16 protein-coding genes are annotated in these 15,948 nt (G+C 71.8%); 5 read left to right on the top strand and 11 right to left on the bottom strand.

All coding sequences use genetic code 11. The features are described from left to right. Positions 1-2: 2 nt before the first annotated feature. From AFR_RS46785 to AFR_RS18415, 8 genes are read right to left on the bottom strand one after another with little or no spacing between them, the layout of a single operon-like run. Positions 3-170, bottom strand: a complete 168-nt coding sequence (locus AFR_RS46785) for a hypothetical protein (RefSeq protein ID WP_023362298.1) — start codon at positions 168-170, stop codon at positions 3-5. Continuing rightward, positions 125-796: a hypothetical protein gene (locus AFR_RS18380; protein ID WP_023362299.1), complete on the bottom strand. Its 672-nt coding sequence runs from the start codon at positions 794-796 to the stop codon at positions 125-127. Before AFR_RS18380 ends, AFR_RS46785 begins: the two co-directional genes overlap by 46 nt. Before the next feature lie 2 nt (positions 797-798). Then, a complete protein-coding gene (locus AFR_RS47460; RefSeq protein ID WP_202964005.1) occupies positions 799-2,898 on the bottom strand; it encodes a M1 family metallopeptidase in 2,100 nt (699 codons plus the stop codon). A gap of 60 nt (positions 2,899-2,958) precedes the next feature. Continuing rightward, complete coding sequence (locus AFR_RS18395; protein WP_023362301.1) at positions 2,959-4,209, bottom strand: saccharopine dehydrogenase family protein; 1,251 nt, start codon at positions 4,207-4,209, stop codon at positions 2,959-2,961. A 51-nt stretch (positions 4,210-4,260) separates the two neighbouring features. After that, the gene (locus AFR_RS18400; protein ID WP_023362302.1) at positions 4,261-5,808 is read right to left on the bottom strand and encodes a GGDEF domain-containing protein; all 1,548 of its coding nucleotides are present in this window, start codon (positions 5,806-5,808) and stop codon (positions 4,261-4,263) included. 38 nt (positions 5,809-5,846) lie between these two features. After that, positions 5,847-6,602: an SDR family NAD(P)-dependent oxidoreductase gene (locus AFR_RS18405; protein ID WP_023362303.1), complete on the bottom strand. Its 756-nt coding sequence runs from the start codon at positions 6,600-6,602 to the stop codon at positions 5,847-5,849. A gap of 36 nt (positions 6,603-6,638) precedes the next feature. Continuing rightward, positions 6,639-7,508 carry a DUF6910 family protein gene (locus AFR_RS18410; RefSeq protein WP_023362304.1) on the bottom strand — a complete coding sequence of 290 codons (870 nt, stop codon included), beginning with the start codon at positions 7,506-7,508 and terminating at the stop codon, positions 6,639-6,641. Then, entirely contained in the window at positions 7,505-8,653 is a 1,149-nt protein-coding gene (locus AFR_RS18415; RefSeq protein ID WP_023362305.1) for an acyltransferase family protein, read from the bottom strand. The genes AFR_RS18410 and AFR_RS18415 overlap by 4 nt, the downstream gene beginning before the upstream one ends. A 31-nt stretch (positions 8,654-8,684) precedes the next feature. Between AFR_RS18415 and AFR_RS18420 the strand changes: the two genes are divergently transcribed. Then, positions 8,685-8,918, top strand: a complete 234-nt coding sequence (locus tag AFR_RS18420) for a zinc ribbon domain-containing protein (RefSeq protein ID WP_023362306.1) — start codon at positions 8,685-8,687, stop codon at positions 8,916-8,918. On the opposite strand, the gene AFR_RS18425 is transcribed toward AFR_RS18420, so the two are convergent. Next, complete coding sequence (locus AFR_RS18425) at positions 8,907-9,929, bottom strand: LacI family DNA-binding transcriptional regulator (protein ID WP_023362307.1); 1,023 nt, start codon at positions 9,927-9,929, stop codon at positions 8,907-8,909. The two genes, AFR_RS18420 and AFR_RS18425, sit on opposite strands and share 12 nt — an antisense overlap. A 102-nt stretch (positions 9,930-10,031) precedes the next feature. On the opposite strand from AFR_RS18425, the gene AFR_RS18430 reads away from it, so the two are divergent. The 3 genes from AFR_RS18430 to AFR_RS18440 are packed head-to-tail and all read left to right on the top strand — an operon-like array spanning position 10,032 to position 13,137. Continuing rightward, on the top strand, positions 10,032-11,186 hold the full coding sequence (locus AFR_RS18430) for a Gfo/Idh/MocA family protein (RefSeq protein WP_023362308.1): 1,155 nt from the start codon (positions 10,032-10,034) through the stop codon (positions 11,184-11,186). Further along, positions 11,183-12,337 (top strand): DUF993 family protein, encoded by a 1,155-nt coding sequence (locus tag AFR_RS18435; RefSeq protein ID WP_023362309.1) that lies wholly within the window; start codon positions 11,183-11,185, stop codon positions 12,335-12,337. The genes AFR_RS18430 and AFR_RS18435 overlap by 4 nt, the downstream gene beginning before the upstream one ends. Beyond that, complete coding sequence (locus AFR_RS18440) at positions 12,334-13,137, top strand: sugar phosphate isomerase/epimerase family protein (protein WP_023362310.1); 804 nt, start codon at positions 12,334-12,336, stop codon at positions 13,135-13,137. Before AFR_RS18435 ends, AFR_RS18440 begins: the two co-directional genes overlap by 4 nt. A gap of 2 nt (positions 13,138-13,139) precedes the next feature. On the opposite strand, the gene AFR_RS18445 is transcribed toward AFR_RS18440, so the two are convergent. Next, positions 13,140-13,466 (bottom strand): VOC family protein, encoded by a 327-nt coding sequence (locus tag AFR_RS18445; RefSeq protein ID WP_023362311.1) that lies wholly within the window; start codon positions 13,464-13,466, stop codon positions 13,140-13,142. An 81-nt stretch (positions 13,467-13,547) separates the two neighbouring features. After that, positions 13,548-14,582 carry a LacI family DNA-binding transcriptional regulator gene (locus tag AFR_RS18450; RefSeq protein ID WP_023362312.1) on the bottom strand — a complete coding sequence of 345 codons (1,035 nt, stop codon included), beginning with the start codon at positions 14,580-14,582 and terminating at the stop codon, positions 13,548-13,550. Positions 14,583-14,720: 138 nt separating this feature from the next. On the opposite strand from AFR_RS18450, the gene AFR_RS18455 reads away from it, so the two are divergent. Beyond that, on the top strand, positions 14,721-15,944 hold the full coding sequence (locus tag AFR_RS18455) for an amino acid ABC transporter substrate-binding protein (RefSeq protein ID WP_023362313.1): 1,224 nt from the start codon (positions 14,721-14,723) through the stop codon (positions 15,942-15,944). The last annotated feature ends 4 nt before the right edge of the window (positions 15,945-15,948 follow it).

Consider the following 15,948-nt stretch of genomic DNA (forward strand, 5'->3'; position numbering starts at 1 on the left):
AGTCAGATCGCCGGATCCGGCCGCTTCCCGGTGCTGCGCAGGTTGACCAAGCGGTTGAGCAGGTCGAACCAGAACGGCGCCCCGAGCGCCGCCGCCGCGGCCGTGAGGACGAGGCCGAGCAGCTTCAGGAGCCAGTCACGGGCACCGGGCTCCTGACCCGGCAGGCCCACACAGGACTGGAAACTCCCCGGGCAGTCGTCGGGCCACCAGAGCGTGCGCCCGGTGCCGTCCGCCGCGGCGACCAGATCGCGGACACACGTGGCCCGGTCGGCGGCTTGCCCGGCGGTGCAGGCCTGACGGCCAGACCCAGCAGCGCCTTCCGCGCGGGCATCGACTCGTCCAGCGCGGCCACGGCGGCCCGGACCCGGTCGAGGGTCAGCGGGTCACCGTCGTCCGGGGTCAGTGTGTCGACCAGCGCCCGCGAGAACATCTCCGCGGGCACGTACGGCGGCACCCGGGTCCGCTCGCCGGCAGCCGACCGCCGGGGCTGCATCATCGCCCGCAGCATCGGGTGGTCGAAGAGCCGCGCGGTCAGGTCCCCGGTCGTGCCGTCGCCGGGCGCCAGCGCCTTGCGGTAGATCGCGTTCTCGGCCTCGGCGCCGGCGAGCGGGCCCGACTTGGCGGTCCGGCCCGCGTCACCGGCGGCGTCGAGCATGTTGCGCAGGCCGCGCAGCAGATATTTGGCCCGCTTGTGGGTCAGGTTGCCGATCCACTCGACGACGGCCGACGCCGCCAGTGCGGTCAGGGCCAGGGTCAGGACAACGGCGATGACAACATCGACGACCGCGCTGGACACGGTCAGCGTCGCAGCCAGCGCTTGACGACGAGGTTCGGCCCGGCGATCTTCGCGCGCACCGGTGCGGGCGTCACCTCCGGGCGTACCGGAGTGAAGAGCCAGGTCTGGAAGAACGTGTCCAGGGACCGGCCGGAGATCCGCTCGGCGAGCGTGACGAACTCGGGTGTGGTGACGTTCTGGCCGCGCTTCGTGGCCGCCCACGTCCGCAGGATCCGGAAGAAGGCGGTGTCGCCGACCTCCTTGCGCAGCGCGTGCAGCGTCATGCCGCCCCGGACGTAGACCGGTGTGTCGAAGAGGTGCTCCGGGCCGGGGTCGCCGATCGGCAGCGCCCAGAAGTCCGGGTCGTCGGCGAAGATGCCGTAGAGGTTGTCGAAGTTCTCCTGGGCGGTGCCGAGACCCTCGCGCTCGCTCCACAACCACTCCGCGTAGGTCGCGAAGCCCTCGTTGAGCCAGATGTCCTGCCAGCGGGCCACCGCGAGGCTGTCGCCGTACCACTGGTGGGCCAGCTCGTGGACGACGACGCTGTCGCCGCTCTCCGGCGTGGTGAAGAAGCCCTGGGCGTAGACGGGACGCGTCTGGTTCTCCAGCGCGATGCCGAACGCGTCGGTGCTGTCGACGATGCCGCCGGAGGCCTTGAACGGGTAGCGGCCGAAGGTGTCGGCGAGGAAACCGACGATCTCCGGCTCGCGGGCGATCGAGCCGGTCGCGATGTCACCGGCGGTCGGCGGCAGGTCTGCGGCCGTACCGGAGATCCAGGTGCTGGGGTTGGCCGGGCTGCCGGCGGGCGGGCCGCCGGGGACCCAGCCGTCGAGGGTGTTGCCGTCGTCCTCGAAGGACGTGGTGCCCTCGCCGGTCGAGACGACCACGTCGTCGACGAAGACGCCCGGCAGGGTGACCGACTGGTCGTTCACCGAGCTCAGTGACACCTCGACATTGCGTCCCGCGTACGCGGAGAGGTCGATCGACCAGGGCTCGTACCCACCGCTGCGCCCCGAGGCCCCGGACCACGTCCCGCTGGTGCCGGTCGGTGTGCAGTCGTCCTCGCCGGGTGTCAGGTAGTGCAGCAGGAAGGGGTGCAGCTCGGGGGCGTAGGAGCAGAGGGCTCCGGTCTCCGCGCTGCTGTGGCCGCCGGTGTCCGGCAGGGTGGTCCAGTCCTCGGCGCCGGCCGTCCGCGCCTCGACGAAGAAGAAGTCCCAGCCCTCCTCGGTGTCCCGGGTGACCTGGAAGCCGAGGGTCGCGCCCCCGGCGGGGACGGCGATGCTCCTGGTCAGCCGCTTGTACGACGGCTCGCCGTCCTGGGTCAGCGCCATCCGGCTGCCGGTGCGCGGCGCGGCGGGCGGCGTGAACAGCTTGGGGTCGAGCGCGTCCCAGTACTTCACGCCACCGGACTTGTACGCCTTCACGTCGTACTCGCCGACGGTGGCGGTTGCCAGGTAGGGCGCCATCGGCTCGCGGGCGTCCCACGTGGTCGTCGTCCAGCCCCGGCGGGTGGAACGGCTCAGCAGCACGCCGTTGGACACCGACTCGAGGCCCTGGGGTGCGGTGATGCGGGTGGTGAACGACGCCTTGTCGAGCGGGTGGTCGTTGACCGGGAACCAGGTCGATGCGACCTCCGGCTGCCCGACGATGACCATGCCGTCGTCGGTGGCGAAGACCCCGGAGGCGCCGAGGTTGGGGTCGTCGATGACCTGCGGCACGCCGTCGTAGCGCGCCACCACTGTGAAGGCGGTGCCCCGGCGCAGCCCGCGGTGCGGTGTCACCGTCAGCTCGCCGTTCGCCCGGGTCCACGCGGCCGGCCGGCCGTCGACCGTCAGCGACCGCAGGGTCAGCCCGTCGAAGTCGAGGTTGAACGCCGAGAGGTCCTGTGTGGCCCGCGCGCTGATCGTGGCCACACCGGCCAGCACGTCGGTCGCCGGTGTGTAGGTGATGTCGAGCCCGTAGTGCCGCACGTCGTAGCCGCCGTTGCCGGCCAGCGGGAAGTACGGGTCACCGATGCCCGCGGCCCCGGGGCGGAACGGCGGCGCTTGGGCGCCCGCGGGGGCGGCCCCTGCCAGGACCAGTGTGGTCACGACCGAGAGGGCAACAGCGGCTCTGCGCAACATCCGCGCAAGTTACCGCCGGGAGGAGCGTATGACCAGGGTATTGCCCCTATCGGACAGTCCTCAGGAGGGCCGCGCGCTGATCTCCAGACCGGCGGCGCGCAGCCGCTCGACCAGCGCGTCCCCGAGTGCGGTGGCCGGGGTCAGCACACCGCCACCGGACGCCGGGAGCTTGTCCCGGTCGTGGACCAGAGTCAGGGCGGACTCGCCGAGCATGACGGCGGTGGCGGCGTACCCGGGATCGCCCTTGGCCCGGACCCGGGCCCGGTAGCGGGCGCCGGTGGTGGTCCGGGTGAAGAGGTCCATGGTGAAGTGCCCCGAGTTGCGGGCCTTCTCGTCGGGCCCGTCGCCGGGCTTGGGCAGGATCCGGTCGAGCACGAACCGCGTCGGCGGCAGCGACAGCCCGGCAACGACGGCACCGAGACCGAGCTTCATGACCTTGGCGATCACCGGCGACAGCGGGGACGTGCCCGTGCTCATCGCCTCGCGGTAACGGAACTTGCGGCCGTAGGCGAAGTCGCGCAGCGCGTTGCTCCGCCGGACCACCCGGGTGTTGTAGGAGGCCATCACGAACGGCGCGAGGCTGCCGCGCAGCGCCGGGTCGACGTCCGAGGCCTTCAGCGACGCCATGTCGTCCTGGCGGCCGAGGTCGGGCTCGCGGTCCCGCGCCGGGCTCAGCGAGTACGGGCTCGCCGCCACCCGCCGCAGGTCACGGTCCTTGCGGACGACGTCCAGCTGGTTCCGCATCGAGTCGATCGTGCCGCCGCTGAACCCGCCCTTGAGGCTGGTCACGACCAGGGTCGTGTCGGTCAGCTCGCCGGCGTCGTCGTCGGAGACCCGGCGGTGCAGGACGTGCACACCGAGGTCGGACGGGATCGAGTCGAAACCGCACGAGTGCACGATCCGGGCGCCCGTCGAGCGGGCCAGGTCGTCGTTCTCGTCGATGCTCGCCCGGGCGAAGAGCACTTCACCGGTCAGGTCGACGTAGTCGGTGCCGGCGGCGGCACACGCGTGGGCCAGGGGACGGCCGTGGCGGGCGTACGGCCCGACGGTCGTGATCACGACGTGCGCGGCGGCGGCCATCTTCTCGAGCGCGGGCTCGTCGGCGGCGTCCGCGACCAGCACCGGCCAGTCCACGCCGAGCTTCGCCCGGACCGCCTCGAGCCGTTCCGCCGACCGGCCCGCGAGCGCGATCCGGGTCCCGGCGGGGGAGTGCCCGGCGAGGTACTCCGCGACCAGCACACCGACGAAGCCGGTGGCGCCGTAGACGACGATGTCGAGGTCACGGACGCGGGGAGTCGCAGCATCGCTCATGGTCGCTGATTCTCCGTCACCTCGGCCGGTCGTGCCCGCTCAGGGTGGAACTCACGCGGCGAGGCGGTTGCGTCCCTGCCGTTTCGCGGCGTAGAGCTGCGTGTCCGCCCGGTCGAAGAGCTCACTGCCGGTCATACCCTCCGAGTACGCCGCCAGCCCCATGCTCAGCGTCACCCGCAGCCCCGGTACGAGCTCGTCCCAGTCGCGCCGGACGACGACCCGGCGGATGCGCTCGGCGATCCGCCTCGCCGCGGGCAGGTCCGCCAGCAGGAACAGCGCGAACTCGTCACCGCCGAACCGGACCGCGACCTCACCCTCGCGGCAGTGCGCGCGCAGCACCTCGGCGACCCCGCGCAGCACACCGTCGCCGACACCGTGGGAGTACGCGTCGTTGATGCCCTTGAACTTGTCGACGTCGATCAGGATCAGCGAGGTGCCGCCGTGCAGCTCGCCGAGCCGGCGGTCGAAGGTGCGGCGGTTGCCGAGCCCGGTCAGGGCGTCGGAGGCGGCGACACCCTCGGCCCGCTCCCGGTCGAGCTCCAGCTCGGCGCGCCGCCGGGCCTGCTGCAGCATCAGCCGCCGGTCGAGCCGTTGTCGCCACAGGTGCCCGACCTGCTCCCGCAGGGTCGCCTTCATCGTCCGGGTGGCCTCGCTCGGCGCCCGCTCCCCGGCCAGGTCGGCCAGCTCGTACCCGATGATCAGCCGTTGCCCGGTCTGCCCGGCCAGCTCCTGCGCGGCCGTGAACTCCCGGTGGGCCCCGGCGCGGTCCCCGAGCGCCCGCAGCGCGGACCCGTACGCGAGGTGCAGCAGGCGTACCTCGTGGGTCTGACCCGCGGCGCGCAACGGCAGCAGCATCCGGCGGATCAGCACGATCGCGTCGTCGGGCCGGCCCGTCCGGGCCAGGCCGAGGGCGAGCATCGCCGTGGCCAGCGGGGCGTCGGGGTGTGCCTTGAGGTGCTCCCGCATGAGAGCGACACTGCGGTCGAGCCGCAGCCGTGCCTCCGTCGCCCGCCCGACCTGTTCGAGGCGCAGAGCCCACTCGAGCAGCATCTCCGCGTGCTGCAGCCGCCCGGCCGCCCGGAACAGCTCGTCGACGGCCAGTGCGTCGGCGGCCAGCCGGGCGCAGTCGTCGGCCAGCTCGTAGAGCTCGGCGGCCTGCGCGGCGTCACCGACCGAGCAGATGGCGGAGAAGTACCGCAGGCTGTCGTGCGGCGCGAGGTCGAGCGCGGTCGTGGCCCGCGCGAGCCAGTGCAGCCCCTCGTCGATGCGGCCCAGCTTGATCAGCAGCTCGGCCAGGTCGGCGAGGGCCTTGGCCTGGCTCGCGCGCGGCCCGACGAGCTGCCGGTCCTCGGCGAGCGTCTGCCCGATGACCAGTGCCTCGCTGAGGCGGCCGAGGGCGAGCAGGGCGTACATGCGGCCCTGGCGGATCATCAGCTGGGCCCGCTCGTCGCCGAGGATCGCGGCGATCGCCTCGGCCCGGTCGGCCAGGACCAGCGCCTCGTCGTGGTGACCGTTCATGGTCCGGTCGTGCACCTCACGCGCGAGCGCGACGAACACCCCGTAAGGCTCCACGGGAACGGGCAGGCGGGTGTCCGGCACTCACCCCGTATCGGCCCGTTCCCCCGGGACCTGAGTTTTCAGTCCGGCAGCTTGACCCCGGACAGCTCGGCGCAGGCCGCCAGCAGCTCCTCCTGCAGATCCTCCCGGTACGCCAGCGGGTTCGCCCGGAGCTCCTGCCGCCGGTTGAAGTACCGCCCCGTGACCTTGGCCGCCGGCTCGTCGGAGGTCGCCAGCCAGATCGGTGTGTCGGCGCCCTCGCTGAGCTCACCGGTGGCCCCGGCGCCGCCCATCCGCGTACGGATCCAGCCGGGGTCGACCGTGTTGCTGAGTGTCCCGGGCCGGCGGCGCGCGACCGCGAACGCCAGCATGACGTCGTACAGCTTCGAGTCGCTGTAGGCCTGCATGCCGTCCCACCGCCGCGACCGCCACGACAGGTCGTCGAAGTGCACCTCACCACCGGACTGCAGCCCCGAGGTGAGATAGACCAGGCGCGCGGGCCAGGGGACAAGAGCGGTCAGCACGTACGGCGCCAGCACGTTGACCTGGAAGATCCGCTCCACCCCGTCGCCGGTGAGCACGGGCTCGCTCTGCCCGCCGCCGACACCCGCGTTGTGGATGACGACGTCGCAGGCGCCCGCCGCGGCGGCCAGCGCCTTCGTCTCGTCCAGCGACGTCAGGTCGCCGATCACCACTCCGGCGGCCTCGGACGGCAGCCCCTCGGCCCGGCTCTCGCTGCGGGCGTGCAGGATCACGCGGTGCCCCGCCTCGATCAACGTCCGGGCGGTCTGCAGCCCGATGCCGTCGCTGGACCCCGTCACCAAAATCGTCGCCATGGTCGTCCTAATCCCCTCGAAGTGCCGGTCGTAACGTCACCAGTGCAGGCGCAGGTCGAGGCGGGTCGACGGGAGCAGCGGATCGTCCGCGTCGACCACCGCGATCAGTGACACACCGGCGGGGTCGGCCTGCCGCACGGCTAGCCCCTCGATCTTGTAGGGCCCGTCCGGCACCGGGGCGATCGCCAGGACCCCGGTGTCGTCCAGCAGGGCCAGGGCCGACCCCACCACCGGGCCGTCGTCGACGGGGTTCGGGGTGTCCTCGGCGGCCGCGGAGACCACGATGCGGCCGTCGGGCAGCGCGACCGCGTCGGTGATCGACAGCGGGACACCGGCGACGCTGCCCAGGTCCCAGTGACCGGCCGCGCGCACGGTCACCGCGTCCGGCTCGGCCCGGCCGGTGAGCACGTCCAGCAGACCGGGGAAGTCCAGGTCGACGGCGGCGGACCCACCCCGCTGGAACCACCGCAACCGGTCGCCGACCAGGCACGCACCCTCGAGGTTGAGGCGGTCCGGGCGCAGGCCGAGCACCTCGGCGACCCGCCGGTAGACCGCCGTCAGGTCGGTCGTCGTGACCGCCGGGTCGGGAGTGACCAGCGACGCCCGCATCCGGGCGCCGGTCGAGCCCGAGCCCAGCAGCAGGACACCTCCCGGCACCGGGCACGCCGCCTCGAAATCGGGCTTGAGATGTTTGGTCCCGTCGGCCGCGCTGAACGTCTCGTGCCCGTCGACCGCGTCGGCGACCCGGACCGCCTCGATGCCACCGGGCCGCAGCCAGGCGGCGTGCGTCGCGTCGTCCTGGACGACGAGCCAGCCGTCGCCGAAAGGTGCGACGGCGGAGGCCGCACGGACGGGCAGTCCAGGACCGAACCACAGGTCCGCGGTCGCCTCGATCTCGATCTTCACGCCCGATTGTCCCCCGCCCGCATCCCGAACAGGAAACGGGTCACCCGCGTACGCCGGACCAGCACGTCGTACGCCGCGAAAGTCAGGACCAGCGAAATCACCACGATCACCGCATATCCCACCACGATCGGCGCGTCCCAGGACACCACGACGTAGGCGACCGCCACCACGATCGGCTGGTGCAGGACGTAGACCGGCAACGCGGCCTCACCCAGGTAGGCGCGCCCGCGACCGGTGCCGGTCGAGGGCACCCGGCGGCGGCGTTCGAGGAAGCCGAGGATCGCGACGAGACAGCACCACCCGGAGATGCTGAAGAACACCCGCGTCGTGACGGCCAGGGCCGACCTGCCGGTGAACGGGTCGGCGCCGTCGCTCAGAAAGCCGGGGGAGCAGGCGCCGAACGCCAGGAACGCCAGCACCGCCGCCGCGGGGGCGTGGCGGCGGAACGCCTCGGTGAAACGCGGATCGGTGGCGAGGACATATCCGTACAGGAAGAAGAGGAGGTAGACCCAGCGGTTCCAGGCCGCGAAGCCTTCCTCGAGCCCGGCCACCGCGTTGACCAGGGTGATCGGCAGCGCCGGGAGAAAGATCACGCCCGGGTGGCGCACGGCCGCGGCGAGGCGTTCCCCGGGCTGCGGCAGCCAGGCCACCGCGGCCGCGAGCATCAGGGAAAAGGTCAGCAGCAGTACGACGAACCACAGGTGACCGGTCTCGAAGTGGTCGCCCTGGACGATGAACGGGAAGTCCGGCGGCGACAGGTGGACGGCGAAGAACGACGGCAGGAAGTCCCAGTAGCTGCCGGTGTACCCGCTCTGGGAGCGCAGCCTCAGCCATTGCGGGACCGGCACGATCGTCAGGGTGGCGAAGATCAGGGGCACACCCAGCCGGAGCAGGCGTTCGACCGCGAAGGTCCGGGGTCCGCGCCGGGCCAGGGAGTGCCACGAGCCGACACCGGCGACCAGGAAGAGCAGGGGCATCGCCCAGACCACACCCAGGCCGGCCAGGATCGTGGTCACCTCGGTGGTCCCGGCGTTCTTGACGTAGAAGTCGTCGTTCGCGTCGAAGACCAGGGCGGCGTGGAAGAAGACCAGCCCGATGACGATCGTTATGCGGAGCGTGTCGAGTTCGGGGCGGCGGGGAGGCATGGTCGTTGCCGGTCGTGGGTACCGTCGACCCGTGTTCCTCATCTTCGGTTTCCGTTCCTCCGACAGTCGGCTCGCCGCGCCGATCATGGTCTGCGCCTATTGCGGTGCGACCGCCGCGCAGGTGCTGATCAAGCGGACGACGAAGTTCAGCCTGTTCTTCATCCCGCTCTTCCCGGTGCGCCGGCCGCGATATTTCCTGACCTGCACCAACTGCGGCACGACCCGGGCGATCGACGACCGTGACGCCGAACAGTTAACCGTCTGACGGGGGTGCGGTGCTGCCCCGCAGCACCAGCTCGGCGGCGGCGTGCTCCACCAGCGGGGTGGTCCGCTCGCCCTCGCGCAGGGCCAGGGACATCGCCCGGACGCCGATGTCCTCGAGCGGCAGGCGGACGGTGCTGAGCGGCGGAGTCACGTCGACCGAGATCGGCATGTCGTCGAAGCCGATCAGGCTGACCTGCCCGGGCACGTCGATGCCGCGTTCCCGCAGACAGGCCAGCGCCCCCACGGCCATCGAGTCGTTCAGCGCCGCCACCGCGGTCAGTGCGGGGAAGCGGTCGAGCAGCTCGGCGGCCGCCGCCCGGCCGCCGTTGCGGTCGAAGTCGGCGTAGACGACCTGCCGGGCGGTCAGCCGGTGCCCGTGCTCCTTGGCCGCGCGCCGCAGCCCGGCGAGGCGGTCGGTGGTCGTGGTCAGGTGACGCGGCCCGGCGATGACCCCGATGGTTGTGTGGCCGAGCCGGTAGAGAGCGTCGCCCGCGAGGTACCCACCGGGCTCGTTCTCGGGGACGATCGCGTCGCCGCTGTGCTCGTGGCGGCCGATCACCGCGACGCGGCCGCCGGTGCTCTCGTAGATGCGCAGCTTGGCGTCGAGCCGCGCGGTGATCGGCGCGTCGTGGTACCCCGAGCCGGCCAGCACGATCGCCGCGGTCTGGTGGGCGTGCAACAGGTCCACGTAGGCCAGCTCGCGCTCGGGATCGCGGTAGCTGTTGCAGATGATGACCAGCCGCCCGTGATCGGTGGCGACGCGCTGCAGCCCGCGGGTGATCTCGGCGAAGTACGGGTCCGAGACGTCGTGCACGATCACGCCGACGGCGGTGCGGTCGGCCCGGGCCAGCTGCTGCGCGTTGGCGTTCGGCACGAATTGGAGCTCGGCGACCGCCGCGAGGACACGCTCACGGAGCGCCTCGGCCACGGGCTTGGGGCTGTTGTTGATGATGCGGGACACGGTCGCGGTCGAGACGCCCGCCCGCCGCGCGACGTCCGCGAGAGTCGCCACGGGTGCAGAGTAGCCCATCGGCAGCCGGGGGCAAGCGCTTGCCTGAGGTGTCCGCGCGCCGGTAGCCTGCCAGGAAAGCGCTTACCTGAGGGGGTCGGCCCAATGTCCGCTCGCGTCCCGATCGGGATCGTCATGAACGGTGTCACCGGGAGGATGGGCTATCGCCAGCACCTGGTCCGCTCCCTGCTCGCCATCCGCGAAGCCGGCGGCCTGCCCCTGCACGACGGATCGAAACTCTGGCCCGAGCTCGTCCTCGTCGGCCGCAGCGAGGCGAAGCTGCGCGACGTCGCCTCCCGCCACGGCCTCACCGACTACACGACCGACCTCGGCGCCGCGCTGGCCCGCCCCGACGTCCAGATCTACTTCGACGCCCAGGTCACCAGCGAACGCGAGAAGGCCATCGGCCTGGCCATCGAGGCCGGCAAGCACATCTACACCGAGAAACCCCTGGCCACGACGCTGAGCGGCGCGATCGAGCTGGCCCGCGCCGCCGACACCGCCGGCGTCAAGCACGGCGTCGTGCAGGACAAGCTCTTCCTGCCGGGCCTCCGCAAACTGCAACGCTTGATCTCCGGCGGTTTTTTCGGCCGCATCCTCTCCGTACGCGGTGAGTTCGGCTACTGGGTGTTCGAGGGCGACTGGCAGGCCGCGCAGCGCCCGAGCTGGAACTACCGGGCTGCGGACGGCGGCGGCATCGTCGTCGACATGTTCCCGCACTGGCACTACGTGCTGGAGCAGCTGTTCTCGCCGGTCCGCACGGTCACGGCCCACGTCACCACGCACATCCCGCGCCGCTGGGACGAGCAGGGCGACGCCTACGAGGCCACGGCCGACGACGCCGCGTACGGGATCTTCGAGCTCGAGGGCGGTGTGGTCGCGCAGATCAACTCGTCCTGGGCGGTCCGGGTGAACCGTGACGAGCTGGTCGAGTTCCAGGTCGACGGCACCGAGGGCAGCGCCGTCGCGGGTCTGCGCGGGTGCCGCATCCAGCACCGGTCCACCACCCCGAAACCCGTGTGGAACCCCGACCTGCCGCTGACCGAGCGCTTCCGCGACCAGTGGCAGGAGGTGCCGGACAACGAGGAGTTCGACAACGGCTTCAAGGCGCAGTGGGAGATGTTCCTGCGTCACGTCGCCGAGGACGCCCCGTACACGTGGGATCTGTGGGCCGGAGCGCGCGGGGTGCAGCTGGCCGAGCTGGGTCTGCAGTCGGCCCGCGAGGGCCGTCGCCTCGAGGTGCCGGAGCTGGACCGATGAGCCGGACCCTGCACCTGCCCGACGGCCCGCTGACACTTTCCGGCACAGGGTCGGAGTGGGCGGCGCCGGGGGAGCGGTTCACCGGCCGGGTCGCCTACGCCGCGGCCCACGTCGTCGCCGACCCGGCCGCCGAGAACGTCCCCGGCGCGCCACCGGTCCTCGACTGGGACGCCACGCTCGCCTTCCGACGCCACCTGTGGGCGCACGGCTTCGGGGTGGCCGAGGCCATGGACACCGCCCAGCGCGGCATGGGCCTCGACTATCCGGCGGCCCGCGAGCTGATCCGCCGCTCGGCCCGCGAGGCGGCAATGGCCGGCGGCACGGTGGTCGCCGGTGTCGCCACCGACCAGCTCCCGCCGGGCCCCGCGACCCTCGACGAGATCCGCAAGGCGTACGGCGAACAGCTGGCCGACGTGCAGGAGGCCGGCGCCGGACCGGTCCTGATGTGCAGCCGCCACCTCGCCGCCGCGGCCCGCGACGCCCGGGACTATCTGGACATCTACGGGCAGCTGCTCGACGACTCCGGCCGGCCGGTGATCCTGCACTGGCTGGGACCGGCCTTCGACCCCCTGCTCGCCGGTTACTGGGGAGCCGGCGATCAGGGCCGGGCCGCCGACACGGTGGCCGAGCTGATCGCCGCGCACCCCGGCAAGGTCGACGGCATCAAGCTGTCCCTGCTGGACGAGGACTTCGAGATCGCGCTGCGGCGCCGCCTCCCGGCCGGTGTCCGCCTCTACACCGGCGACGACTTCAACTACCCGGTCCTGATCCGCGGCGACGACCACGGTCACTCCGAGGCGCTGCTGGGCGTCTTCGCCGCGATCGCCCCACCGGCCTCCGCGGCGCTGCGAGCGCTCGACACCGGTGACCTCGCGGAGTACGACCGGATCCTCGCCCCGACCGTGACCCTGTCCCGGCACCTCTTCGAGACACCCACCTGGTACTACAAGACCGGCATCGTCTTCCTGGCCTGGCTGGCCGGCCACCAGGACCACTTCACGATGGTCGGCGGTGTGCAGAGCGGCCGGTCGCCCCGCCACCTGGCCACACTCCTGCGCCTGGCCGACGCGGCCGGGCTGCTCCCCGACGCCGACCTCGCCGCCCACCGGGCCCGCGCCTGGCTGACGACCGCCGGGGTGGTGCAGCCGTGAAACGCTTCTCCCTCAACCAGGCCACCACCAAACACTGGCCCTTGCCCGACCTCGTGAACGGCTGCGTGGAGGCCGGCGTCACCGGCGTCGGCCTGTGGCGTGAGGAGGTCCAGGCGTACGGCGTCGAGCGCACCGCCGCCCTCGTCCGCGACGCCGGGCTGGCCGTCACCTCGCTGTGCCGTGGCGGCTTCTTCCAGGAGCCGGGCTGGCAGGACGAGAACAGGCGCGCCCTCGACGAGGCCGCCACCCTGGGCGCACCGTCCCTGGTCCTCGTCTCCGGCGGCCTGCCCCCGGGCAGCCGCGACCTCGACGCCGCCCGCGCCCACGTCGGCCGGGCCGTCGGCACCCTGGTCCCGCACGCCCAGGACGTCGGGGTACAGCTCGCGATCGAACCGCTGCACCCGATGTTCGGCTCGGACCGCTGCGTCGTCTCGACCCTCAAGCAGGCCCTGGACCTGGCCTCGCCGTACCCGTCCGAAGCCGTCGGTGTCGTGATCGACACCTACCACCTGTGGTGGGACGACACGGTGTGGGACCAGATCACCCGCGCCGGCCGCGAGAACCGCATCTCCTGCTTCCAGGCCGCCGACTGGGTCACCCCCCTCCCGGCCGGCGTCCTGCTGGGCCGGGGCCTCCCGGGTACGGGCTGCGTCGAGCTCCGCCGCTTCCGGGAGGCCGTCGACGCGGCGGGCTACACGGGCCCGGTCGAGGTCGAGGTCTTCGCCGAGAACGTCTGGTCCCGCCCGGGCCGCGAGGTCCTCGACGAGACCATCCAGCGATACCTCACCCACGTCGCCTGAGCTCAGTGGTCCAGCACCTCCTGGACCGTGCGGGAGAGCAGGCAGAACTCGTTGCCCTCAGGGTCGGCCAGGACGGTCCAGCTCACGTCGGACCCCTGGCCGACGTCGACCTTGCGGGCACCCAGCCCGAGCAGGCGTTCCAGCTCCTCCTCGGTGCTGCTGCCGTCGGCGCGCACGTCGAAGTGCAGCCGGTTCTTCACGGTCTTGCCCTCGGGCACCTTGAGCACGTCGATCGTCGGCCAGGCGGCATCGGCCGGGGCCAGGCTGATGCCGTCTTCCTCCTCCTCGGTGATCCTCCAGCCCAGGACGGCGGCCCAGAACTCCGCCACAGGCCGAGGATCAACAGCATCGATGGCAATCATGTTGATACGAGCAGTCATGGCGGTCTCGTACCCCGTTGAGCGGCCGGATCACACAGCCGGGACCGGACCGGTGGAGTCGCGGACTATCAAGCGGTGGCCGGTGGCGCGGCGGCGGGGGCGGGCCGAGCGCGGTTTGAGCGCCAGCTCCAGAGCCATCCGGCCCATGTCGGTCATCGGCAGGCGGACCGTCGTCAGGCTCGGGGCCAGGTCGGCGGCGACCGAGACGTCGTCGAAGCCGACCACCGAGACGCGGTCCGGGACCGGGGTGCGGCGGGCGCGCAGGGCGGACAGCACACCCATGGCCATGGCGTCGTTGAGGGCGACGATCGCGGTGGTCGCCGGGTGGTTGGTCATGATCTGGTCGGCGGCGGCGCGGCCGCCGTCGCGGGTGAAGTCGGTGTGGACGACGGGGAGGTCGTCGAGGGAGAGGCCGTGGGCGCGCAGGCCGGCCGCCACGCCGGCGAGGCGGTCGGCGACCGTGGTCAGGCCGGGTGTGCCCGCCGCGACCGCGATGTGCCGGTGGCCGAGGCCGACCAGGTGGTCGCCGAGGGCCTGGCCGCCGGCCTCGTTGTCGGGGAGGACGGCGTCGACGCCCAGGGAGTGGCGGCCGATGACCGCGACCCGGCCTCCGAGGCTCTGGAACGCGGACAGCTCCGCCTTCGCCTCGGCCTCGATGCGGGGGTCGTTGTATCCGGAGCCGGCGATGATGATGATGCCGACCCGCTGGGCGATCAGGTGGCGGATCTGGCGGAGCTCGTGGTCGGGGTCGCGGCCGGAGTGGCAGATCTGCACGAGCAGGCTCTGTTCGTCGGCGACCTGGATGACACCGCCCGCGATCTCGGAGAAGTACGGGTCGTCCACCTGGTGCACGACCAGGCCCACGGTGGAGCTGGCGCCACCGGCGAGGGTGCGGGCGTACGGGTTGGCGACGTAGCCGAGCTCGCGGGAGATCTCGCGGATGCGGGTGGCGACCTCCTCGCTCACACCGTCGCGGCCGGCTAGGGCGCGGGACGCGGTGGCCAGTGAGACGCCGGCGCGTTCGGCGACGTCGACGAGGCGGAGCCTGGGGCCGGGTTTGGGCATCCGTCCACTCTCTCCCGAAAGTTGATCACTGAGCGTCAGGCTGGTGTTACGAGGCTATTGCCAGTGACGCAAAACTGAGCCTAGGCTACGTAAGCGCTTTCGCAAGCGCTTACGTCCCGGGCAAAGGAGCTTCCGAGGATGCGTTCATCACTTAGGCGTACACGTGGGGCTGCGGCCCTTGGCACGACTCTGATCCTCGCTCTCGGCGCGTGCAGCGGCGACGGCGGCGGGTCCGACTCCGCCGATGATCCGATCGTCGTCGGCATCTCGCTGCCGCTCACGGGGGACTTCTCCGAGCCCGGCAAGGGTGTCCAGGAGGGCTACGAGGCCTGGGCGAAGATCACCAACGACAAGGGCGGTCTGCTCGGCCGTCAGATCGAGCTGAAGATTCTGGACGACCAGTCCAACGCGGACAGGGTCGTCGCCGATTACGAGCAGCTGATCGGCAGCGACAAGGTCGACCTGGTGGTCGGCCCGTTCTCGACCCGCCTGGTCGTTCCGTCGGCCCGGGTGGCCGAGGAGTACGGCATGCTTTTTGTCGAGCCCGCCGGCGCCGCCAAGGAGGTCTTCGAGCAGGGTTTCAAGAACCTGTTCTACGCGGCCCCCGCGGTGGCGAACGACCACTACAACCACCTGGCCGACTACCTGCTGGCGTTGCCGGCGGACCAGAAGCCCAAAACCGTGGCGTACGCCGCCATGGACGACCCGTTCGCGCAGGGCACGGCGTACGGGCTGAAGGCGAAGCTCGAGGCGGCGGGGATAAGGACCGTGGTCGACGAGGTGTACCCGCCGAACACCACCGACTTCAGCAGCATCGCGGCGAAGATCGCCTCGTCGAAGGCGGACATGCTGGTGGGCGGCTCGCAGTACCAGGACGGCGTCAACCTGATCGTCGCCCTGCAGCAGCTGAACTACCAGCCGAAGCTGGCCGCGTTCTCGGGTGCGCCGACCAATCCCGAGTTCGCCTCGGCCATCGGCAACAAGACGGAGGGTGTGCTGTCGCCGACCGGCTACAGCCCCGACGCGCCGTACGAGAGCAACAAGGAATTCGTCGAGAAGTTCAAGGCGCAGTTCGGCAAGGAGCCGGAGGAGGACCAGGCGAACGCGTACACGACCGGCCAGGTCGTCGCGGCCGCCGTGACCGCCGCGGGGTGTGCCGAGCAGGGTGACTGTCAGCAGAAGCTGGTCGACTGGGTGCACGGCAACAAGGTCGAGACGGTGGTGGGACCGCTCAGCTGGGACGCCGCCGGCAAGCCGCAGGGTGCGCACATGATCCAGCAGTGGCAGGGCGGCAGCATCAAGATCGTGCTGCCGGAGCCGGTCAAGGAGGCCGGCTTCCTCTACCCGAAACCGGCCTGGTGAGTCG

The sequence above is a fragment of the Amorphoplanes friuliensis DSM 7358 genome (assembly GCF_000494755.1).
GTDB lineage: Bacteria > Actinomycetota > Actinomycetes > Mycobacteriales > Micromonosporaceae > Actinoplanes > Actinoplanes friuliensis.